The 22,735-nt window shown below is 72.1% G+C and carries 17 protein-coding genes; 14 read left to right on the top strand and 3 right to left on the bottom strand.

Annotated features, from left to right (window positions below):
* The first annotated feature begins 211 nt into the window (after positions 1-211).
* From ABD224_RS16435 to ABD224_RS16420, 4 genes are all read left to right on the top strand, one after another.
* Positions 212-1,789: a diaminobutyrate--2-oxoglutarate transaminase family protein gene (locus ABD224_RS16435; RefSeq protein WP_344050365.1), complete on the top strand. Its 1,578-nt coding sequence runs from the start codon at positions 212-214 to the stop codon at positions 1,787-1,789.
* A 178-nt stretch (positions 1,790-1,967) separates the two neighbouring features.
* Positions 1,968-3,824 carry an IucA/IucC family protein gene (locus ABD224_RS16430; RefSeq protein ID WP_425580986.1) on the top strand — a complete coding sequence of 619 codons (1,857 nt, stop codon included), beginning with the start codon at positions 1,968-1,970 and terminating at the stop codon, positions 3,822-3,824.
* Between the two features lie 53 nt (positions 3,825-3,877).
* Positions 3,878-4,621 carry a GNAT family N-acetyltransferase gene (locus ABD224_RS16425; RefSeq protein ID WP_344050362.1) on the top strand — a complete coding sequence of 248 codons (744 nt, stop codon included), beginning with the start codon at positions 3,878-3,880 and terminating at the stop codon, positions 4,619-4,621.
* 98 nt (positions 4,622-4,719) lie between these two features.
* Complete coding sequence (locus ABD224_RS16420) at positions 4,720-6,696, top strand: ATP-dependent DNA helicase (RefSeq protein ID WP_344050360.1); 1,977 nt, start codon at positions 4,720-4,722, stop codon at positions 6,694-6,696.
* A 138-nt stretch (positions 6,697-6,834) separates the two neighbouring features.
* On the opposite strand, the gene lexA is transcribed toward ABD224_RS16420, so the two are convergent.
* Positions 6,835-7,614 carry a transcriptional repressor LexA gene (gene lexA, locus ABD224_RS16415; RefSeq protein ID WP_344050358.1) on the bottom strand — a complete coding sequence of 260 codons (780 nt, stop codon included), beginning with the start codon at positions 7,612-7,614 and terminating at the stop codon, positions 6,835-6,837.
* Between the two features lie 580 nt (positions 7,615-8,194).
* On the opposite strand from lexA, the gene nrdR reads away from it, so the two are divergent.
* Together nrdR and ABD224_RS16405 are read left to right on the top strand one after the other, a co-directional pair.
* Positions 8,195-8,746 (top strand): transcriptional regulator NrdR, encoded by a 552-nt coding sequence (gene nrdR, locus ABD224_RS16410; protein ID WP_344050356.1) that lies wholly within the window; start codon positions 8,195-8,197, stop codon positions 8,744-8,746.
* Positions 8,747-8,910: 164 nt separating this feature from the next.
* Positions 8,911-11,796 carry a vitamin B12-dependent ribonucleotide reductase gene (locus tag ABD224_RS16405; RefSeq protein WP_344050354.1) on the top strand — a complete coding sequence of 962 codons (2,886 nt, stop codon included), beginning with the start codon at positions 8,911-8,913 and terminating at the stop codon, positions 11,794-11,796.
* A 91-nt stretch (positions 11,797-11,887) separates the two neighbouring features.
* Here the strand turns inward: ABD224_RS16405 and ABD224_RS16400 are convergent, their stop codons facing one another.
* A complete protein-coding gene (locus tag ABD224_RS16400) occupies positions 11,888-12,463 on the bottom strand; it encodes a TerD family protein (RefSeq protein ID WP_344050352.1) in 576 nt (191 codons plus the stop codon).
* 114 nt (positions 12,464-12,577) lie between these two features.
* Here ABD224_RS16400 and ABD224_RS16395 point away from each other — a divergent pair, with 114 nt between their 5' ends.
* The 4 genes from ABD224_RS16395 to ABD224_RS16380 all read left to right on the top strand — a co-directional run bounded on the left by ABD224_RS16395 (position 12,578) and on the right by ABD224_RS16380 (position 15,410).
* Positions 12,578-13,183: a YdbC family protein gene (locus ABD224_RS16395; RefSeq protein ID WP_344050350.1), complete on the top strand. Its 606-nt coding sequence runs from the start codon at positions 12,578-12,580 to the stop codon at positions 13,181-13,183.
* 77 nt (positions 13,184-13,260) lie between these two features.
* Positions 13,261-13,929 carry a histidine phosphatase family protein gene (locus tag ABD224_RS16390; RefSeq protein ID WP_344050348.1) on the top strand — a complete coding sequence of 223 codons (669 nt, stop codon included), beginning with the start codon at positions 13,261-13,263 and terminating at the stop codon, positions 13,927-13,929.
* A gap of 98 nt (positions 13,930-14,027) precedes the next feature.
* Positions 14,028-14,729, top strand: coding sequence for a ribonuclease HII (locus ABD224_RS16385; protein ID WP_344050346.1), 702 nt, complete (start codon positions 14,028-14,030; stop codon positions 14,727-14,729).
* Positions 14,730-14,795: 66 nt separating this feature from the next.
* Positions 14,796-15,410 (top strand): hypothetical protein, encoded by a 615-nt coding sequence (locus ABD224_RS16380; RefSeq protein WP_344050344.1) that lies wholly within the window; start codon positions 14,796-14,798, stop codon positions 15,408-15,410.
* Positions 15,411-15,446: 36 nt separating this feature from the next.
* On the opposite strand, the gene ABD224_RS16375 is transcribed toward ABD224_RS16380, so the two are convergent.
* A complete protein-coding gene (locus ABD224_RS16375; protein ID WP_344050342.1) occupies positions 15,447-16,073 on the bottom strand; it encodes a hypothetical protein in 627 nt (208 codons plus the stop codon).
* Positions 16,074-16,403: 330 nt separating this feature from the next.
* On the opposite strand from ABD224_RS16375, the gene ABD224_RS16370 reads away from it, so the two are divergent.
* The 4 genes from ABD224_RS16370 to ABD224_RS16355 all read left to right on the top strand — a co-directional run.
* Complete coding sequence (locus tag ABD224_RS16370) at positions 16,404-18,563, top strand: RecQ family ATP-dependent DNA helicase (RefSeq protein WP_344050340.1); 2,160 nt, start codon at positions 16,404-16,406, stop codon at positions 18,561-18,563.
* Positions 18,564-18,891: 328 nt separating this feature from the next.
* Positions 18,892-20,451 (top strand): DUF4192 domain-containing protein, encoded by a 1,560-nt coding sequence (locus tag ABD224_RS16365; protein ID WP_344050338.1) that lies wholly within the window; start codon positions 18,892-18,894, stop codon positions 20,449-20,451.
* A 221-nt stretch (positions 20,452-20,672) separates the two neighbouring features.
* On the top strand, positions 20,673-21,431 hold the full coding sequence (locus ABD224_RS16360) for an NUDIX hydrolase (RefSeq protein ID WP_344050336.1): 759 nt from the start codon (positions 20,673-20,675) through the stop codon (positions 21,429-21,431).
* A gap of 121 nt (positions 21,432-21,552) precedes the next feature.
* Positions 21,553-22,735: ABC transporter ATP-binding protein (locus ABD224_RS16355; protein ID WP_344050333.1), on the top strand; the 1,183-nt coding region annotated here is incomplete at its 3' end.

The following is a 22,735-nucleotide window of genomic DNA, read 5'->3' as shown; positions in this document are numbered from 1 at the left end:
GGCGGGACCGAACACCTCAAACGATCTCGGGCCTGCCCGTAACCGTGCGGCCGGTCCGGGGTTGTAGCGGTGGGGGGTCCTGCCGCCTGCGTCCAGGGCTCCCGTGCCAGGGCTCCTGTGCCGCGGGCGGTGACACACCTCGACAGCGGGAGGCCGGTGCCTTGTGCCAGCGGGCCGCCGACGCCTTGGGACAGCGGGAGGACAAGGAGCCGTGACCGTGACGGATTCTGTGCCCGAAGGCCGCGCGTCCGCGGAAGCGGGCACGGTGCACGAGGGGATCCTGCGGCGCCAGTCGGTACGCGAGTCGGCGGCGCGCACCTATGCGCGTGCCCTGCCGATCGTGCCGGTGCGGGCCCGCGGGCTCACCATCGAGGGCGCGGACGGCCGCCGCTACCTGGACTGCCTCTCGGGCGCCGGCACCCTCGCCCTGGGACACAACCACCCCGTCGTCCTGGAGGCCATCCGCAAGGTCCTCGACTCGGGTGCCCCCCTGCACGCCCTCGACCTGGCCACACCGGTCAAGGACGCCTTTGTCACCGAGCTGTTCAGCACCCTGCCGTCCGGGCTCGCCGGGCACGCGCGCGTGCAGTTCTGCGGCCCGGCCGGTACGGACGCGGTGGAAGCCGCCCTCAAGCTCGTCCGGACCGCCACCGGCCGGAGGACCATCGTGGCCTTCGCCGGTGCCTACCACGGGATGACCGCGGGAGCGCTCGACGTCTCGGGGCACGCCGACGACGTACGGGTCGCCCGCCTGCCCTACCCGCAGGACTATCGCTGCCCCCTCGGCGTCGGCGGCGTCCAGGGGGCCGAACTCGCCGCCCGCTGGACGGAGTCCGTGCTGGACGATCCCAAGTCGGGAGTGCCGCTGCCCGCCGGGATGATCCTCGAACCCGTGCAGGGCGAGGGCGGGGTGATCCCCGCCCCCGACCACTGGATGCGCCGCATGCGGCAGATCACCGCGGAACGGTCCATCCCGCTGATCGCCGACGAGATCCAGACGGGAGTCGGGCGCACGGGCACCTTCTGGGGAGTCGAACACAGCGGTGTGACACCGGATGTGATGGTGCTGTCCAAGGCCATCGGCGGCAGCCTCCCGCTGGCCGTCGTGGTCTACCGCGACGACCTCGACGTCTGGGAACCCGGAGCCCACGCGGGGACGTTCCGCGGCAACCAGCTCGCCATGGCCGCGGGCACCGCCACCCTGGCGTACGTCCGCGAGAACCGCCTCGCCGAACGCGCGGCGGCCCTCGGCTCCCGTCTGCTGTCCCAACTCCGCGACCTGGCCCATCACTTCCCCTGCATCGGCGAGGTACGTGGACGAGGCCTGATGATCGGCCTCGAACTGGTGGACCCGGAGAAAGAGCCGGAGAGGCACGACGACGGAAGGGCGGAGGCGGCGCCGGCGGAAGCCGGTGCGACGGTGCCCGGGGTTCCCCGGCCGTCGAATCCGCCGGAGCCGACGGAGTGTGAAGACCCCGGCCGGGACGTCACCGGGCCGACGGCGGTCCGCCGCCGCGCGCCCCGTCCCGCCGCCCCCGAACTGGCCGCCGCGGTCCAGCGCGAGTGCCTGCGCCGTGGCCTGATCGTCGAACTCGGCGGCCGTCACGCCGGCGTCGTACGGCTCCTTCCCCCGCTGACGATCACCGACGAGCAGGCCGCCGCGGTGTTCGGCCGGCTGGCCGACGCGGTGGAGGCGGCGGCCCGTGACCGCACCGGCCGGGGCGGTGAGGAGCGCGGCCCGCGCCGGGGACGGCCTCGGCCCACCGGGAGCACCAGGGGGACGGGGTAGCGCACGGCCGCCCGCGACGACGGAGGAAGCGTGCCGGAGCTTCGAGGGAGGGCCGGCGCGGCCCCTCCGTACCCACCCGTCCCGCCCCGGTGCGAGGCCCCGCGCCGGCACATCGGCACACCGCCGTGTCACTCCGCCCCGCCCCTTTGACCACAGGAACTCCCCACGAGGAGCCGTCTTGAGCACCACCCCCGCACCCCACGGCCTCTTCCCGTCCCACGACCTGACCGGGACCGTCCCCCACCGGACGGGAAGGGCCCTGCCCGCCCAGCGCCAGGGCGCCTCCCCGGACCCCCTGGAACACCCCGACCCCCACATCGCCGCCCAGGCCGCGACCGTGGAGAACCTTCTGCGCTGCTGGGTGCGCGAGACCGGCACACCGAACCCCGGCGACGGCCCTCTCGTCATCCCTCTCCCGGCCAGCGGGACGGCCCTGCTCGTACCGGTCCGTCACTGGTCCCCGACGGGCTGGCACCGCTTCGGCCTCCCGCGCCTGGCCGGCGCCCCGCAGGACGCCGGGCCGGCCGACGCCGTCACGGTCGCCGCCCTGCTCGCCCGGGAAGCACCCACCACCCAGGCGGGCCCCGACACCGTCGACCTCGTCGCCCGGGTCGCCGACTCCGTCCGCCGCACCGCCCTCTTCCTCGAGGACCGCCGGCGCCGCCCCGCGGACGGGCCCGACCTCTTCCTCTCCGCGGAACAGGCCCTGGTGCTCGGACACCCGCTGCACCCGGCCCCGAAGAGCCGTGAGGGCCTGTCGGACGCCGAGGTCCGCCCCTACTCACCCGAACTGCGGGGCTCCTTCCCGCTGCACTGGATGGCGGTGGCCCGCTCCGTCCTCGCCACCGACTCCGCCTGGACCGAGCGCGGCCGGCCCGTCCCCGCCGAACGGCTCACGGCCCGGCTCGCCGGTGCGGGACTGCCCCTGCCCGACGGATACGCCGCCCTGCCGCTGCACCCGTGGCAGGCGCGGGAGGTACGGCACCGCGCGGACACGGCGGCACTGCTGGACGCGGGACTCCTGCGCGACCTGGGCCCCCACGGCCCCGCCTGGCACCCCACCTCCTCCGTGCGGACCGTCCACCGCACCGGCGCCCCCGCCATGCTCAAGCTGTCGCTCGGCCTGCGCATCACCAACTCCCGCCGTGAGAACCTCCGCAAGGAACTGCATCGCGGCGTCGAGGTGCACCGTCTGCTGCGCAGCGGCCTCGCCCGGCAGTGGCACGCGGTGCACCCCGGCTTCGACATCGTCCGCGACCCGGCCTGGCTGGCCGTCGACGACCAGGGCGGCGCCCCGGTGCCCGGGCTGGACGTGATGATCCGGCACAACCCGTTCGGCCCGTCGGACGACGTCTCCTGCGTCGCCTCGCTCGTGGCCCCCCGGCCCCGCCCCCGCACCGGCGCGGCCGTGGCCATGCGCTCCCGCCTGGCCGAGATCGTCGCGCATCTCGCCGTCCGCACCGGGCGCTCCCTGGAAGCCGTCGCCGCCGAGTGGTTCCTGCGCTACCTCGAGCAGGTGGTCCGCCCCGTGCTGTGGCTGGACGGAGAAGCCGGCATCGCCCTGGAGGCCCACCAGCAGAACACGCTCCTCCTGCTGGACGCCGACGGCTGGCCCGCGGGCGGCCGCCACCGCGACAACCAGGGCTACTACTTCCGTGCCTCCCGGCGCGCGGAACTCGACGCCCGGCTGCCCGGCATCGGCGAACGCAGCGACACGTTCGTCCCCGACGACGTCGCCGACGAACGCTTCGCCTACTACCTCGCCGTCAACAACGTCCTCGGCCTCATCGGCGCCTTCGGCTCCGGGCGGCTCGCCGACGAACGGCTGCTGCTGGCCGCCTTCCGCCGCTTCCTCGGCAGTGCCGCCACCGGGCCCGCACGCACACGGTCCACCCTGCCGGCCCTGCTGCTCGACTCCCCGGTCCTGCGCTGCAAGGCCAATCTGCTGACCCGGCTGCACGGCCTCGACGAACTCGTCGGCCCGGTCGGCACCCAGTCCGTCTACGTCACCATCGCCAACCCCCTGCATCCGTGATCCGCACACCGACTCCCGTCCTTCGCGGACCCGTCTTCCGAGAGGAGTGGGCCATGCCTTCCACCGACGCCGGCGCCACCGCGGGGCACGTCCCCACCACCGCCGCCACCGACTCCCGGCCGGCCGGGACAGGCACCGACGGAGAGGACACGCTCGACCTGAAGCTGCCCGACGACTTCGGCGCGTTCTTCGCAAAGGCCGCCGACACCGGCACCGACACCAGGACCGACCTTCTCGGCGGCATCGGCGGCTGGGGTTCCACCGCCACGCCCGTCGGTGTCCTCGAGCTGCTCCCGGTCCGGATCGAACGGGACCTGCCGGTGATCAGCCGCTGGATGAACGACCCCGCCGTCGCGAAGTTCTGGCAGCTCGCGGGGGAGCAGAGCATCACCGAGGCCCATCTGCGCGCGCAACTCGAGGGCGACGGACGCAGCGTTCCCTGCATCGGCCTGCTGGAGGGCAGGCCGATGAGCTACTGGGAGATCTACCGGGCCGACCTCGATCCGCTGGCCCGCCACTACCCGGCCCGGCCGCACGACACCGGCATCCACCTTCTGATCGGCAGTGTCGCCGACCGCGGACGCGGGCTCGGCAGCGCCCTGCTCAGAGCCGTGGCCGACCTGGTGCTCGACCGACGCCCCACCTGTTTCCGCGTCGTGGCGGAACCCGACCTGCGCAACGAGCCCTGCGTGGCCGCTTTTCTGAACGCCGGTTTCCGGTTCGCCGCCGAGGTCGACCTGCCCGCCAAGCGGGCCGCCCTCATGGTCCGGGACCGGTCCCTGCGCGCCGTGCTGTGACCCATGGGGTGCCATGACGGCGGACCCGGGCGTCCCGGGCCCCGGATTCCCGCCTTGATCGCCCGGCTGTCGGTGACGGGCCGTAGGGTGGTCGGGCTATGACGAAGCCCTCCCTCCCCGAACTCCTGCATGCCGCCGTCACAGCCGTCGGCGGTACGGAGCGCCCCGGCCAGGTGGCCATGGCCCAAGCCGTCGCGGAAGCGATCGACGACGGCTCGCACCTGCTGGTCCAGGCCGGCACCGGCACCGGAAAGTCCCTCGGGTACCTCGTGCCCGCGCTCGCCCACGGGGAAAAAGTGGTGGTGGCCACCGCCACCCTCGCCCTGCAGCGCCAGCTCGTGGAGCGCGACCTGCCGCGCACGGTCGAGGCCCTGCACCCGCTGCTGCGCCGCCGCCCGGAGTACGCGATGCTCAAGGGCCGGTCGAACTATCTGTGCCTGCACCGCCTGTACGAGGGCATGCCGCAGGACGAGGAAGAGGGACTCTTCGACCAGTTCGAGGCAGCCGCGCCCAGCAGCAGACTGGGTCAGGACCTGCTGCGGCTGCGCGACTGGGCCGACGAGACCGAGACCGGCGACCGCGACGACCTCACCCCCGGAGTGTCCGACCGGGCCTGGGCGCAGGTGTCGGTCTCCTCCCGGGAGTGCCTGGGTGCCTCGAAGTGCCCCTACGGCGCCGAGTGCTTCGCCGAGATGGCCCGTGAACACGCCAAGCTCTCCGATGTCGTCGTCACCAACCACGCCCTCCTCGCGATCGACGCCATCGAGGGCGCACCGGTCCTCCCGCAGCACGAGGTGCTCATCGTCGACGAGGCCCACGAGTTGGTCTCCCGGGTGACGGGCGTGGCCACCGGCGAGCTCACGCCCGGCCAGGTCAACCGTGCGGTGCGCCGCGCCGCGAAGCTGGTCGACGAGAAGGTCGCCGACCAGTTGCAGACCGCCGCCGAGGGCTTCGAACGGCTGATGGAGCTCGCCCTGCCCGGCCGGCTGGAGGAGATCCCCGAGGACCTCGGCTATGCGCTGCTGGCGCTGCGGGACGCCTCCCGCAACGTCATCTCGGCGCTCGGCGCGACCCGTGACACCTTCGTCCCGGACGAGGACGCCGTCCGCAAGCAGGCGCTGGCCTCCGTGGAGAACGTGCACAGCGTGGCCGAGCGCATCAGCAACGGCTCCGAGTGGGACGTCGTCTGGTACGAGCGTCACGACCGCTTCGGCGCCTCCCTGCGCGTCGCGCCCCTGTCGGTGTCCGGGCTGCTGCGCGAGAAGCTCTTCGCGGACCGGTCCGTCATCCTGACCTCCGCGACCCTCAAGCTCGGCGGCGACTTCAACGGGGTCGGAGCCTCCCTCGGCCTGGCCCCGGAGGGCACGGAGGGCGACGACGCACCGCGGTGGAAGGGCATCGACGTCGGCTCGCCGTACAACTACCGCAAGCAGGGCATCCTGTACGTCGCCAAGCACCTGGCGCGACCCGCGCGGGACGGCGACCGGGCGGACATGCTGGACGAGCTGACGGAGCTCATCCAGGCGGCGGGCGGCCGTACGCTCGGGCTGTTCTCCTCCATGCGGGCCGCCCAGCTCGCCGCGGAGGAACTGCGCGTTCGTATCCCCGAGTTCCCGATCCTGCTCCAGGGCGAGGAGACACTGGGCGAGCTGATCAAGAACTTCGCGGCGGACCCGCGGACCTGCCTGTTCGGCACGCTGTCCCTCTGGCAGGGCGTCGACGTTCCCGGACCCAGCTGCCAGCTCGTCGTCATGGACAAGATCCCGTTCCCGCGTCCGGACGATCCGTTGATGAGCGCGCGCCAGAAGGCCGTCGAGGAGGCCGGCGGCAACGGTTTCATGGCGGTGGCCGCCACTCACGCGGCGCTGCTGATGGCGCAGGGTGCCGGACGGCTCGTCCGGGCCGCGGGGGACCGGGGCGTGGTCGCCGTACTGGATCCGCGCCTGGAGACGGCCCGGTACGGCAGCTATCTGAAGGCGTCGCTGCCCGACTTCTGGTACACCACGGACCGCAATCAGGTCCGCAGGTCGCTGGCCGCCATCGACGCGGCGGCCAGGCAGACCGAGGGCGAGTGACCGCGGGGTGCCCCGGCACCGTGCCGGGGCACCCCGCGGCCCAGGTGAGGCCGTACAGCGCAGGGCCCCGGAACCGGCGCAGGGGTCCCGGGGCCCGATCATGGGGCGGGCGGGCGTGGCCCGTCCGCGCGGTGGTGGTCACACGCGCCGCAGTACCGCGACCACCTTGCCGAGGATGGTCGCGTCGTCGCCCGGAATCGGCTCGTACGCCGCGTTGTGCGGCAGGAGCCAGACGTGGCCGTCCTCGCGCTTGAAGCGCTTGACGGTGGCCTCGCCGTCGATCATCGCGGCCACGATGTCGCCGTTCTCGGCGACCTGCTGACGGCGGACGGTGACCCAGTCGCCGTCGCAGATCGCGGCCTCGATCATCGAGTCGCCGACGACCTTCAGGACGAACAGCTCACCGTCGCCGACCAGCTGCCGGGGGAGAGGGAAGACGTCCTCGACGGACTCCTCGGCGAGGATCGGCCCGCCGGCGGCGATCCGGCCGATCAGCGGGACGTACGACGCGGCCGGCTTGCCCACGGTGTCCGTCGACTGCAGGGTGGCGGTCTGGTCCGCGCCGCGCACCTCGTAGGCGCGCGGACGGTGCGGGTCGCGGCGCAGGAAGCCCTTGCGCTCGAGCGCCATCAGCTGGTGTGCGACCGAGGACGTGCTGGAGAGGCCCACGGCCTGTCCGATCTCCCGCATCGACGGCGGGTAGCCGCGCCTCTGCACGGAGTCCCGGATGACCTCGATCACCCGGCGCTGCCGCTCGGTGAGGCCCGAGCTGTCCGCCCGGATGCCTGGAGGGCGGCCCGGCAGGGAGCGCTTGGGCCCCTCGGGCTGCGTGGCTTCGTTCCTCGCATGCACCGGTTCGCGTCGGCCCTGGGAGCGGTCCTGGGCGGTGATGGTGGCACTGTCTGCGGTGGTGGTCACGGCGGCCCCTCTCGATGGTCTCCCTCCGGCACAACGGTAGTTGCTTTCGAAAGGTTGCGCCAAACACACGTTCGAGTGAAAAAACGTGAAGTACCTGAATTGATCATGCGTCTGGGTGTATGGCCCTGCGGCACCCGGTGGGCGGGAGGGGAGGGGGGGACTGCTGTACTCTTCACCGCCGGGACGGGGCGCCCTCGTGGGCCGTCGCTCCGGTCCGCCGTCCGGCGTCCCCTCGGTCGTGCGCCGGTGCCCGTCCGTCCGGCGGTCCCGTGCCCTTCGTGTCCTCTGTGCGGCGCCCACCGTATCCCCGTGCGTGCGCGCTCCGGCGGTACGGCTGCGCACCGGCGTGTTCTCCGGGGCGGTGCGGAAAGGCGGGTCACGAGCGCCTCCGCATCGCAGGTGTGAATCTCCGTGTTCGGGGAGCCGATCCCCACATCTAGTGGTTGGATGGATACAGCGGCCCACAAGTTGTGGTCCCCGGGTCTTGGGTCCGCCGATCATGGCCTATGCTGGGGGCTGCTTCGCGGGGCCTTTGAGGTCGGCGAGGCTGTTGAGTCTGCTGTGAGGAGGGTTGGAGTTCATGCACTGCCCCTTCTGCAGGCATCCCGACAGCCGTGTGGTTGACAGCCGTACGACGGACGACGGCACGTCCATCCGCAGACGCCGCCAGTGCCCTGACTGCTCCCGTCGGTTCACGACCGTGGAGACGTGCTCGCTCATGGTGGTCAAGCGGTCCGGGGTCACCGAGCCGTTCAGCCGTACCAAGGTCATCAACGGTGTGCGCAAGGCATGCCAGGGACGGCCTGTCACCGAGGACGCGCTCGCCCAGCTCGGGCAGCGGGTCGAGGAGGCGGTGCGTGCCAGCGGCAGTGCCGAGGTGGCCGCCCATGAGGTGGGGCTCGCCATACTCGGTCCCCTGCGGGAACTCGACCTCGTCGCCTACCTGCGGTTCGCGTCCGTCTATCAGGCGTTCGACTCGCTCGAGGACTTCGAGGCCGCCATCGCCGAACTCAGGGAAGGGGCGGGGCACTCCGCCGCGGAGGGCGGCGGCACGGGTGCGGGAAGCCAGAAGGACGACCGCGGGCGCGGAGGGGCGGCCGAGGTCCCGGCGCCCGCGGACACCGCCGGCTGATCGGCGGACCGGGCCGGACGGCGTGTCCGGGGCCCGGCTCGGCGGCGGTGATCAGGATCGGTCGCGGGCGGCAGCGAGGGTGCCCGCGGTAATTCGGACAGAACACTGTGCCCCTGGAACAAAAGGGGTACTTCGGGGCGTTTTCGCCTGTACAGGGAGGCGGCATGACAGAGACGGCGAGTGGCTCGGCACGAGGTTCCCGAGCCAAGGGCGCCAAGGCCGGCACCGGCAAGGGGCTGCGTATCGAGCGCATCCACACCACCCCCGGCGTACACCCGTACGACGAGGTGGTCTGGGAGCGCCGTGACGTCGTCATGACCAACTGGCGCGACGGGTCGGTCAACTTCGAGCAGCGCGGTGTCGAGTTCCCCGACTTCTGGTCGGTGAACGCGGTCAACATCGTCACCAGCAAGTACTTCCGCGGCGCCGTCGGCACCCCGCAGCGCGAGACCAGCCTCAAGCAGCTGATCGACCGCATCGTGAAGACCTATCGGAAGGCCGGTGAGGAGCACAAGTACTTCGCCTCGCCCGCCGACGCCGAGATCTTCGAGCACGAGCTCACCTACGCTCTGCTGCACCAGATCTTCAGCTTCAACAGCCCTGTCTGGTTCAACGTCGGCACCAACCAGCCCCAGCAGGTCTCCGCCTGCTTCATCCTGTCCGTCGAGGACTCCATGGAGTCGATCCTCGACTGGTACAAGGAAGAGGGCATGATCTTCAAGGGCGGCTCCGGAGCCGGCCTGAACCTCTCCCGCATCCGCTCCTCCAAGGAGCTGCTCTCCTCCGGCGGCAACGCCTCCGGGCCCGTCTCCTTCATGCGCGGTGCCGACGCCTCCGCCGGCACCATCAAGTCCGGCGGTGCCACCCGCCGCGCGGCCAAGATGGTCATCCTCGACGTCGACCACCCGGACATCGAGGACTTCATCGAGACCAAGGTCAAGGAGGAGGAGAAGATCCGCGCCCTGCGCGACGCGGGCTTCGACATGGACCTCGGCGGCGAGGACATCACCTCCGTCCAGTACCAGAACGCCAACAACTCGGTCCGTGTGAACGACGAGTTCATGAAGGCGGTCGAGGAGGGCGGGAAGTTCGGCCTGCGCGCGAGGCTGACCGGCGAGGTCATCGAGGAGGTCGACGCCAAGGCCCTGTTCCGCAAGATGGCCGAGGCCGCCTGGGCCTGCGCCGACCCGGGCATCCAGTACGACGACACCATCAACCACTGGCACACCTGCCCGGAGTCCGGCCGCATCAACGGCTCGAACCCCTGCAGCGAGTACATGCACCTGGACAACACGTCCTGCAACCTCGCCTCGCTGAACCTGATGAAGTTCCTGAACGATGACGGCAAGGGCAACCAGTCCTTCGACATCGACCGCTTCATCAAGGTCGTCGAGCTGGTCATCACCGCGATGGACATCTCCATCTGCTTCGCGGACTTCCCGACGCAGAAGATCGCCGAGAACACACGCGCGTTCCGCCAGCTCGGCATCGGCTACGCCAACCTCGGCGCCCTGCTGATGGCGACGGGGCACGCCTACGACTCCGACGGCGGCCGTGCCCTCGCCGGTGCCATCACCTCCCTGATGACCGGCACCGCCTACAAGCGCTCCGCCGAACTCGCCGCCATCGTCGGCCCGTACGACGGCTACGCCCTCAACGCCGAGCCCCACATGCGGGTGATGCGGCAGCATGCCGACGCCAACGCCAAGGCCGTCCGCATGGACGACCTGGACACCCCGGTGTGGGAGGCCGCCACCAAGGCCTGGGACGAGGTGCTGCACCTCGGCGAGAAGAACGGGTTCCGCAACTCCCAGGCGTCGGTGCTCGCGCCGACCGGCACCATCGGCCTGGCCATGGGCTGCGACACCACCGGTGTCGAGCCCGACCTGGCGCTGGTGAAGTTCAAGAAGCTGGTCGGCGGCGGTTCGATGCAGATCGTCAACGGCACCGTTCCGCAGGCCCTGCGCCGCCTGGGCTACCAGGAGGAGCAGATCGAGGCGATCGTCGCCCACATCGCCGAGCACGGCAATGTGATCGACGCCCCCGGGCTCAAGCACGAGCACTACGAGGTGTTCGACTGCGCCATGGGCGAGCGCGCCATCTCCCCGATGGGCCACGTCCGGATGATGGCCGCGATCCAGCCGTGGATCTCCGGTGCCATCTCCAAGACGGTCAACATGCCGGAGTCGGCCACCGTCGAGGACGTCGAGGAGATCTACTTCCAGGCGTGGAAGATGGGCATCAAGGCGCTGGCCATCTACCGCGACAACTGCAAGGTCGGCCAGCCCCTCTCCGCCAAGAAGAAGGACTCCGCCAAGAAGGCCGAGGAGGCCGCCGGGACCAAGACCGAGAAGGTCGTCGAGTACCGCCCGGTCCGCAGGCGTCTGCCCAAGGGCCGGCCCGGGATCACCACCTCCTTCACCGTCGGCGGCGCCGAGGGCTACATGACCGCCAACACCTACCCGGACGACGGTCTGGGCGAGGTCTTCCTGAAGATGTCCAAGCAGGGCTCGACCCTCGCGGGCATGATGGACGCCTTCTCGATCGCGGTGTCGGTGGGTCTGCAGTACGGCGTGCCGCTGGAGACGTACGTCTCGAAGTTCACGAACATGCGCTTCGAGCCGGCCGGCATGACCGACGACCCGGACGTGCGGATGGCGCAGTCGATCGTCGACTACATCTTCCGCCGCCTGGCGCTGGACTTCCTGCCCTTCGAGACGCGCTCCGCGCTCGGCATCCACTCCGCCGAGGAGCGCCAGCGTCACCTGGAGACCGGCTCCTACGAGCCGATCGACGAGGACGTCGACGTCGAGGGCCTGGCACAGTCGGCGCCGGTGCAGCCCGACCCGAAGGCGGTCGCCACGCCGAAGGCGGAGGGCGGAGCGGCCAAGCCCGCCCCGAAGCAGGCGCACACCAACGCGGAACTGGTGGAGATGCAGCTGGGCATCCAGGCCGACGCCCCGCTGTGCTTCTCCTGCGGCACGAAGATGCAGCGGGCCGGCTCCTGCTACATCTGCGAGGGCTGCGGCTCGACGAGCGGCTGCAGCTGACCCGGCGGGGACGCCGTGAGGCGAGGGGGCGCCGGTCCTGGGCCGTCGCCCCCTTTCCCGTTCCCGTGCCGGCTACGGCTTCCCGTGCCGGCTACGACGGGTGTGCGCGGCCCATCGTGCGGAGGAAGGTCTCCGGGTCGCCGTCGAAGCCGTGCAGGCCGGGGCGGAACTCCCAGCTGCCCGAGGCGTCCCGCGAGAACTCCGCGACAGTGGCGGCCGTCGCGCCGGACACACCGGCGAAGTCGTCCTCGGCGAGGACGGTGTAGCCCTCACGGATGCGCAGTCCCGGCCTGAGAACCTCGGCGAAGGTACGGCGTGCGGGACGCTGCTGGATGACCACGCCGACCACCACGCGTGCGTACCGGACGTCGAGCCGCTCGAGTTCCAGCCTCATGACCTCGTCCCATCCGAAGCCCAGGCCGTCCCTGCTGTCCCGGTCGAGGTGGATGGTGCCGTCGGGGGAGCGGCTGTCGAAGTGCACCACGTACGCCGGCTCGCCGTACGGATCGTCCGCCGGGTAGACCGCGGCGACGACATCCAGGTCGGTGGGGGGCCGCCCCGCCGGACTCGGATCCCACTTGAGCGCGACCTCCGCCTTGCGGATCCCCTTGCTGAGTCCGCTCATGGAACTCCCCCTTCCCCGGACTCGTGCACCTTTCTGCCTCAACTGTCCTTCCCCGAAAGCCTGTTGTCCAACGTGCCACGCGCGCGGGGGCGCTTGCGCGGGCGCTGCCCCCGTGAGCGTGGCCGGCGTCGCGCTTCTGGGCCTTACCATGGCGCGGTGCTGGTCAAGTGGATTCGCTGCACTGTGGTGGACCGCCGGGGCTTCGAGCGGGGACAGCGGAAGTGGGCGGGACTTCTGGGAGAGCCCGGGTTCCGGGGACAGGGCGGCGGGTGGAGCCGAGGACGGCCGGAAGTGGCGCACATCTTCTCCTTCTGGGAGAGCCGTGCCTTCTACGACTCCTTCATGGCCCGTTCCCACGACCGGCTGGCGGCGGCCCAGGCAGGTACGTTCAAGGACGCCCAGGTCCGGCTGTTCGACTACCGGTTCGACATCAAGACGGGATTCGAACCGCGCTTCACGGACGCGGACCTGCTGCGCGTCGCCCTCTGCCGGGTGCACGAGGAACGCGCCGAACACTTCGTCCTGATGCAGGAGAAGGTCTGGAACCCGGCGATGGCCGGCTCACCCGGCATGGTCCGCGGCCTGTTCGGCGAGGCCCCGGGCAACGAGTTCCTGGTGCTGTCGATGTGGCAGTCCTCCGCCGAGCACGGCAAGTACCGTCCCGAGCGCGTGGAACGCCTGGCACTGCGTGCCCAGACGGAGGCCGACGTCGCGGCGCTCACGGGCGACATCGTGGAACTCGAGAGCGCGTGGACGGTGTGATCCGCACGGTGTGACCCGTGCGGTACGGGGCCACCTCGGCTCCTCGTCCGCGCCGTGCGCGATCTACTGTCTTGGGCATGGCACGACCACGGCGCATCGTCCTCGTCCGGCACGGGGAGTCGACGGGCAATGCCGACGACTCCGTGTACGAACGCGTGCCCGACCATGCGCTCGCGCTGACCGAGCGGGGCCGGCGGCAGGCCGAGGAGACGGGCAGGAAACTGCGGAAGCTGTTCGGACGGGAACGCGTGAGCGTGTACGTCTCCCCCTACCGCCGTACCCTCGAGACCCTCCAGGCCTTCCGGCTGGACCCCGACCTCATACGGGTGCGTGAGGAGCCGCGGCTGCGCGAGCAGGACTGGGGCAACTGGCAGGACCGCGACGACGTACTCCTCCAGAAGGCCTACCGGGACGCCTACGGGCACTTCTTCTACCGCTTCGCCCAGGGCGAGTCCGGGGCCGACGTCTACGACCGGGTCGGCAACTTCCTGGAGAGCCTGTTCCGCAGCTTCGAGGAACCCGACCACCCGCCCAATGTGCTGCTGGTGACCCACGGGCTGGCGATGCGGCTGTTCTGCATGCGCTGGTTCCACTGGACCGTCGCGGAGTTCGAGTCGCTGGCGAATCCGGGGAACGCCGAGATGCGGATGCTTGTTCTCGGGGACGACGGCAAGTACACGCTGGACCGCCCGTTCGACCGCTGGCGGGAGCCGGAACCGTACGAGATCACCGGGCGGAACGACTGAGCGGTCCCCTCATGGGTACCGGTACCGCCGTGGCGGGCAGGGCACTTCCCCGACCAGGGTGTCGTGGCCGGATCAGGGCGGCGTACGCTATGGGCGCCATGCCGTACGAACCACCCACCCACACCGTCGAGCGCTCCCTCAGAGCCACGACCGGAGCGAAGATCGTTGCCGGTGTCGACGAGGTGGGGCGCGGCGCATGGGCCGGTCCCGTCACCGTCTGTGCGGCGGTCACCGGACTGCGCCGACCCCCTGCGGGGCTCACCGACTCCAAGCTGCTCACCCCCAGACAACGTGCCGAACTCGACGCGGAGCTGCGTGAGTGGGTGACCGCGTACGCCCTCGGGCACGCCTCCCCGCAGGAGATCGACGACCTGGGGATGACGGCCTCGCTGCGGCTTGCGGCGGTGCGCGCGCTGGAAGGACTGCCGGTCCGTCCGGACGCCGTCATCCTCGACGGCAAGCACGACTACCTCGGCGCCCCCTGGAAGGTCCGTACGGTGGTCAAGGGCGACCGGTCGTGCGTGGCCGTCGCGGCGGCCTCGGTGATCGCCAAGGTCCATCGCGACAATGTGATGGCCGAACTGGCCGTCGAACATGCAGACTTCGGTTTCGAGGCCAATGCCGGATACCCCTCACCCGTGCACAAGGCCGCGCTGGAGAAGCGGGGCCCCACCCCGCACCACCGGTTGTCGTGGGCGTATCTTGATGCGCTGCCCCAGTGGCGGCATCTCAAGAAGGTGCGTGTCCCGGGGAGCGGAGCCGTTCGGGAGGTCGAGGGCCAGCTCGGCTTCGACTTCTGACCGTTCCGTCTGCCCGACGGGCACCCGCCCACGCGAGCCGCACCAACGTTTGATAAAAATCAGCCCATGCCTCTCATTCCCGAGGAGCCTCAGATTCACGAGAGTGCCCAGGGTCCCCGCGCCACTCCGGCCACCGGCCGTACCGCGCCGACCCCTCGTCCCGTTCCCGGTCCCCGTCCCGTGGCTCCGTCGCGCCCCGGCCGTCCCGGCCCCGTGCGGCCCGCGCCGCCGGCGCAACGCACGTCGCGGGAGGGAACCACGGCCAAGCCCGGGCCCGCTGCCCCTGCGGCGACCCCGCAGATCCAGCTGATCCCGGCCTCCGCCCAGGGGGCGCTCGACGCCGCCGAGGAAGCGGTCGACCTGCTCCTGGAGTCGGGTCGTGCCCCCGGCGACGTGCTGGTGATCACCACCGGTGAGCCGCATCCGTGGGCCGCGCACGAGCTGTCCTTCGGCGAGGCGTCCTACTGGGCGCAGCACGATGCGCGCGACGACGTCTTCTACGCGGACGCCGCCGTGATCTCGCGTGTCGCGTCCCGTCCCGTGGTCGTGGTCGCCCTCAACGGCGGCACCGACGGCGTCGTCGCCACGGCGCTGTCCCAGGCCCACTCCCGGGCCGGTGCGCTGCTGATCGTCTGCGGCGACCCGAAGCAGATCAACTCGGTGCTGAACACGGGCGCTTGAGCCCACGCCGGCACGCCGGGGAAGCTGCCGGCCGCGTCAGCGGGCCACCGCCCGGCGCAGCACCTCGGAGGCAGCCCCTCCGGTGCGCGGCGACGGGGGCGGCGACTCGGCCGTACCGAAGGGCTCGGGCGCCGAGTCCATGTTCGGCCGACGGCCTCCGCGGCCCTCGCCGAGGACCTGCCAGCCGTCCCGGGCCAGCGTGATGTACGCCCCGCAGCGCAGTCCGTGCAGGGTGCAGGCGTCGCGCAGCCCCCACATCCACGCACCGTCCTCCTCCGTCCAGCGCGTGTCCCCGTCACGGCAGTAGAGCAGTACGGCGGTGCGCACCGGAGTGCGGCGCCGCAGATCGTGCGGGACGACCCGGCGCAGCTGGGCGAGCAGGGCGTTGCGGAGCATCCAGCCGTCGGCGGGCATCGACCCGCGGGTGAACGACGCGCTCGCCCGCAGCCGGTCGTCCGGATCGAGGACCGCGATCACCGCGGTGGACGGCGTGGGCCGGTGCCGGGCATGCAGTCCGCTGACCACCTCGCGGGGGTTGCGCAGCAGCGGAATGCCCGCGGCGGCCCACTCCGCGGGCTCGAGCACGCGATGGGCGGAGGCGACGGACGCCGACAACGACGGCGACAACGATGCCGCCGAGGACGGAGCGAATCCGAAGGTCACGTTCCTCCCTTCGGCAACGCGCCCACACTGCGGGCGTGGTCGGATTCGGGGACGCACACCGCAGGAGAGCCCTGCCGGATCATGATCGGGCCGCGCGGGGAGCGGACTTCAATTTTTTCCTGTCGAACGTGGATGCGGCAACGAGCATGGGGGAGCAGCGACCCTTATCAGGGGGCCCGCGGCTTATATTCCTACCCACCGCACCGCCGCACGACTCCTGACCCTGGACCGGCTGGTCCCTGTCCCCGCCCGGCTGGTCCTTGTCCCGGTCCGGTACGGACGAAAGGACCTGAGTGGCCGGCTGTCGGTGCCATCGGGTTGCATGGGGGCATGGACGATCCGGAACTCCGTGCCGAGGCCGACGCCGTCCTCGCCGGACTCGTCGGTGAGCCGGGAGGCTCGGCACGGCTGCGCGAGGACCAGTGGCAGGCGGTGGCGGCCCTGGTGAAGGAGCGCCGGCGGGCCCTGGTGGTGCAGCGCACCGGCTGGGGCAAGTCGGCGGTGTACTTCGTCGCCACCGCCCTGCTGCGCCGGCGCGGCTTCGGCCCGACGGTGATCGTCTCGCCGCTGCTGGCGCTGATGCGCAACCAGGTCGAGTCGGCGGCACGGGCCGGTATCCGGGCGCGCACCATCAACTCGGCCAACCCCGAGGAGTGGGACGCCATCCACGAGGAGATCTCCCGCGGTGGGGTCGATGTCCTCCTGGTGAGTCCGGAGCGTCTCAACGCGGTGGACTTCCGCGAGCGGGTGCTGCCCGAGCTCACGGCCACGACCGGTCTGCTGGTGGTCGACGAGGCGCACTGCATCTCCGACTGGGGCCATGACTTCCGGCCCGACTACCGCCGGCTGCGGGCGATGCTGGCCGGGCTCGCCCCGGGCGTTCCGGTGCTGGCCACCACGGCGACCGCCAACGCGCGGGTCACCGCGGACGTGGCCGAGCAGTTGGGCACCGGCGCCGGCGAGGCCCTGGTGCTGCGGGGCCCTCTCGAGCGGGAGAGCCTGCGGCTGGGCGTGCTCCGGCTGCCGGACGCCGCGCACCGCCTGGCCTGGCTCGCCGAACACCTGGACGAGCTGCCGGGCTCCGGGATCGTCTACACCCTCACCGTCGCCGCCGCCGAGGAGACCACCGCCTTCCTGCGGCAGCGCGGCTTCGCGGTGGCCTCCTACACGGGGCGCACGGAGAACGCCGACCGGCTGCGGGCCGAGGCCGACCTGCTGGAGAACCGGGTCAAGGCGCTGGTCGCGACCTCGGCGCTCGGCATGGGCTTCGACAAGCCGGACCTGGGCTTCGTGGTCCACCTCGGCTCGCCGCCCTCGCCGATCGCCTACTACCAGCAGGTGGGGCGCGCGGGCCGCGGGGTGGACCGCGCCGATGTCCTGCTGCTGCCGGGCAAGGAGGACGAAGCCGTCTGGCGCTACTTCGCCGACACCGCCTTCCCGCCCGAGGAACAGGTCCGCCAGACCCTCTCGGCCCTCGCGAACGCCGGACGGCCCCTGTCCGTGCCGGCTCTGGAGGCCCTGGTCGACCTCAGGCGCAGCCGACTGGAGACGATGCTGAAGGTGCTGGACGTCGACGGCGCGGTGAAGCGGGTCAAGGGCGGCTGGATCTCCACCGGCGAGAAGTGGGTCTACGACGCCGAGCGGTACGCCCGGGTCGCCCGGCAACGGGCGGCCGAACAGCAGGCCATGCGCGCGTATGTGAGCACGGCGCAGTGCCGGATGGAGTTCCTGCGCCGGCAGCTGGACGACGAGGAAGCGGCCCCGTGCGGCCGGTGCGACAACTGCGCGGGGGCCTGGGCCGACGCCTCCGTTCCGGCGGAGACGCTGGCGGGGGCGGTGAAGGAACTGGACCGCCCGGGAGTGGAGATCGAGCCGCGCCGGATGTGGCCGACGGGGATGCCCGCCCTGGGCATCGACCTCAAGGGACGCATCCCGGCCGGGGAACAGTGCGCCACCGGGCGTGCCCTGGGGCGGCTCTCGGACATCGGCTGGGGCAACCGGCTGCGCCCGCTGCTGGCCGAGAACGCACCCGACGGGCCGGTTCCCGACGACGTCCTGCGGGCCGCGGTGGAGGTCCTCGCCGACTGGGCGCGCTCCCCGGACGGCTGGGCGCCGCACGTCCCGGATGCCGCGGCCCGGCCCGTGGGGGTCGTCGCCGTGCCGTCCCTGTCCCGCCCGCGACTGGTCGGTTCCCTCGCCCAGGGCGTCGCGGCCGCCGGACGCCTCCCCTTCCTGGGGACCTTGACGTACACCGGGCCGGGCGGCGAGCACGTGGCGCGCCGCAGCAACTCCGCCCGACGTCTCAGGGCGCTGTCCGGCGTCTTCACCGTCTCCGAGGACCTGGCCGGTGCGCTGGCCCGTACTCCTGGCCCCGTTCTGCTCGTGGACGACTACACCGACTCCGGCTGGACCCTCGCGGTCGCCGCCCGCCTGCTGCGCCGGGCGGGCAGTGAACGGGTTCTTCCCCTGGTCCTGGCCGCGACGGGCTGAGGTCTTTGCAGGGGGCCGGGCGCGCTCGTGCCTCGTGCGCGCGTTCTTCCGGCGCCGGCCCGTCGCCTTCGGGCCTGTGCGCAAGGGCGGTCCGCCGTACCCCGGGCGGCCTGTGCCGTCGTCCTGCCCGGTCCCGCCAGGACTCCGGCTCGCTCTCGGGGCGGAACTGCGCCCGCCGCGGACACGGGGGGCGGACCGGGAGCTCCGACCGCCCGCCCCACCCGATCGAAGGAGAGATCGAACGGAGCTTTGACGCGGTTGATGTGTCCCTGCCCCGAGTTGTCCACAGGGGCAAGCGGACTTCTGCGATCCGCGAGATCGTCGACCCATGACGCACCACAGCGAAACGGCCGGCCCCTTCGAGAACGGCGACATCGCCTATGCCGGACCCGGCCCCGAACACCAGGTCACCCTGCGCACTCCGGCCGAGCTGGCCGACGCCCTGCCGTATCTGCTCGGGTACCGGCCCGAGGACAGCATCGTCCTGGTCGCGCTGCACGATCACGGCGGGCGCGGCAGGTTCGGCGGGAGAGCCAGGCTCGGCATTCCTCCCAGCAGCGACGACTGGCCGGCCGCGGCCCGTCAGCTGGCCCACAGCCTGATCACGGGCAGCGAGCGCAGGGGCGCCAAGCCCGAGCAGATGGTGGCCTTCGTCTGCCAGGAGCCGGCGGCGGGGGAGACGCCGGGACAGGTCATGCGGCGGCTGAAGCCGCTGGCCCAGAAGCTGCGCACGGAGTGCGGGCGTCTTGACGTCCCCGTGATCGAGGCGCTGTGCATCTCCGGCGGCCGCTTCTGGTCGTACTGCTGTCCGACCGAGAGCTGCTGCCCCGAGGACGGGCGGCCCATGGGGCTTCCCGGTACCTCCGTGCTGGCCGCCGCGGCCGCCTACGCCGGCATCCGGGTACGGGGCAGTCTGAAGGAGCTGAGGGCCAGGCTGCTTCCCTGGGAGACCTCCGCGGCGCTGGAGCAGGAGATCGCCCTGGACGCCGCCGGACTGTCCCTGATGCCCAGGATCCTCGACGAGGCGGACCGTGCGGCGGTGGCCGAGGAGACCCTGGAACTCGCCGAGCGCGTGATGCGCCGGTTCGCCGAGGCGCCCTTCGTCCCCGACCCCGTCCGCGCCGACCTCCGCGACGACCGGCTGCTCGGGCACGAGGAGGCCGCGGCGCTGATCCTCGGCCTGCAGGACCGTACGACACGCGACCGCGCGGCGGAATGGATGGAAGGAGACGAGACAGGTCCGGCACTGCGGCTGTGGCGGGCCCTCGCCCGCCGTTGCGTCGGCCCGTACGGCGAGTACGCGGCGGCGCCGCTGGCGCTCGCGGGCTGGGTCGCCTGGTCGGCCGGGGACGAGCTGGAGGCCCGGGAAGCCCTGGCCATGGCGCTGGCCGCGGACCCCGACTACCTCTTCGCCCGCCTTCTGCACCAGGCCTGCAACGAGGGGCTGGACCCCGAGGCCGTCCGGCGCTGCCTGCGCGCGGAACGCCGGGAACGCACGGCTGCGATGACCGGGGCCGAAAGCCGCGGTGACCGGGAAACGGCGGAAGCCGCCAGGCCCGAGGAGGAACCGGCCGGCGCGGAGGTCGCTGTGTCCCAGGGGACGTCCGGGACCGAAGAGACCGCCGAAGAGACCTGTGTGCGGACGGATCCGGGTGTCGTGCCCCGCCGTCGGCGCCGGGCGCGGCCGGACGGACCGGCCCCGGACAGGACGCGCCCGGCGGCCTCGCGGGGCGGCAGCACACGCCCGGACCCTCCCGGGACGCCGGGCCGCACCCGTACGCGCACCTCGGCACGGGGCGGTCCCTGCGCACAGGGCGGTCCACGTCGCCGGGACACCGGCCGGCCGGGTGCCGACGCCGGCGGCGACGGCTCCGGAGGGCACAGGTGAACGAACCCTCATCCGAGCGGTGACTCCTGTCCGGCAGGGAGATGCCCGGCGGGACCATGCCACTGCGGCCTCCCGGTGCCGCCGGAGGCCGCTGAAGAACCCCCGCGGACCGCGCGCACCGGCGTGCCGGCCGCCGGTGCGCGCGGGGACATGGGAGGTGACGAGGGAGGTCAGCGAAGACAGGGAGTGCTTATCGTCAGGAAGACGACTATGATCGCGACATGCCCTACGACCCGTCAGCCTTTCCACCTTTCGCCGTCACCGTGGACCTGGTCGTGCTGACCGTGCGCCGTCACTCCCTGTGCGCGCTGACGGTACGCAGGGGAGAGCCCCCGTTCCAGGGACGGTGGGCGCTGCCCGGAGGTTTTGTGCGGGCCGACGAGGACCTGGCCCAGGCGGCAGCACGGGAGCTGGCCGAGGAGACCGGGCTGCGCGTCCACGACCCGCTGGCCCCGGCGCAGGACAACGGCGCGCACCTGGAGCAGCTCGCGACCTACGGCGACCCCAAGCGTGATCCCCGCATGAGGGTCGTCAGCGTCGCCCACCTGGTCCTCGCCCCCGACCTGCCCGCACCCCGGGCGGGCGGCGACGCCAGCAACGCCCGTTGGGTGCCCGTGGACGAACTGCTGCAGCAGGGCGGCTACGGCCGCGACGGAGAGCCGGTGGCACCGCTCGCCTTCGACCATGCCCAGATCCTCGCGGACGGAGTCGAGCGAGCCCGTTCGAAGATCGAATACTCGTCGCTGGCGACCGCGTTCTGCCCGCCGGAGTTCACGGTCGGAGAACTGCGCCGTGTCTACGAGGCGGTGTGGGGTGTGGCCCTCGATCCGCGCAACTTCCACCGCAAGGTGACGGGCACACCGGGCTTCCTGGTGCCGACCGGGGGCACGACCACTCGGCAGGGCGGCCGGCCCGCCCAGTTGTTCCGGGCCGGCGGGGCCACACTGCTCAATCCGCCGATGCTGCGCCCGGAAGTCTGACCCCGGTTCCGGTGCATCCTGACCCCCGGTTCCGGTGCATCGCCGAGTGCGCCGGGCCAAAGAAGCCGAAAGAGCGGATCAATGCCTAAGAAAACGGACATAGCGCGCTATCTTGCTGCGGGTGATCCAGGCCTTCGGATTGACCAGCGATTCCCGTAAGGACCTTCCGCCCGCTGTCGACGACGTCTCCTTCGAAGCGCATCCCGGCCGCGTCACCGCGCTTCTCGGAGCGGCGGGCGCGGGCAAGACGACGACGCTCAGGCTCATGCTCGAGCTCCAACAGGGCCGTGGCATCACCTACTTCAAGGGCCGTCCGCTGCGCTGCATCCCTCATCCCGCACGCGAGGTCGGTGTCCTTCTCGGGGACGTCCCGGGGCACCCCTCGCGTACGGTCCGCGGCCATCTGCGGATGGTGTGCGCCGCCGTGGGGCTTCCCGCCCGGCGTGCCGACGAAGTCCTCGAGGCCGTCGGGCTCGTCAGCCTCCGGGAGGAGCGTCTGGGCACTCTGTCACGGGGGATGGACCGCCGGCTGGGGCTGGCCTGCGCCCTGCTGGCCGATCCGCACACGCTGGTGCTCGACGACCCGGCCGACGGACTGTCCGCACGGGAGAGCCGCTGGCTGCACGGCATGCTGCGGGCCCACGCCGGCCGGGGCGGCACGGTCCTGTTCACCACGGCCGACCCCAAGGAGGCGGCACGTACCGCCGACCGCGTCGTCACCCTCGAGAAAGGCAGGCTCGTCGCCGACCAGGAGGCCAGGGACTTCGCCCGCAGCCGTCTGCGTCCCCGCGTCGCCGTCCGCAGTCCGCACGCCGCCCGGCTCGGGGCCCTGCTGACCAAGGAGGCCCGTGCCGCCCGCCGCTCCGTGGAGGTCGTGTGCGAGGGCGGCAACCGTCTGTCGGTCTACGGCAGTACGTGCGCCGACATCGGGGAGACCGCGTTCCGCCACGGCATCCTCATCCACCGACTCGCGGACGAGATCGGTGACATGGGCCCTGGTGCCGGGGCGGCGCCCGCGGACGTGAACCCGGCGGCCGAGGAGCCGTGGGCCCGGGCGGTGCCCGCGACCGCCGACCCGCGGCAGGTCTCCGCGGCCGTACCGGCCGCCGGCGCCGCCGGCCCCGCGGCGCACGCGACGGCCGCCCCGCGTACGGAAGACACCAAAGCGGCGATCGCGGGAGCCCCGGAAGGCGCGACCGTCCCCGCGGGGCCCGCGCAGGCGTCCGGCACCGCGCAGGAGGACAGCACGCCGCACGCCTCGCAGGTGAGGGCGAGTGCCGCCGCGGCCCACGCCAGGAACGGCG

The organism is Streptomyces thermoalcalitolerans (genome assembly GCF_039525155.1).
Classification (GTDB): Bacteria; Actinomycetota; Actinomycetes; order Streptomycetales; family Streptomycetaceae; genus Streptomyces; species Streptomyces thermovulgaris.
The sequence above is the reverse complement of the archived record's forward strand: the minus strand, read 5'-3'. Positions and strand labels throughout refer to the sequence as shown.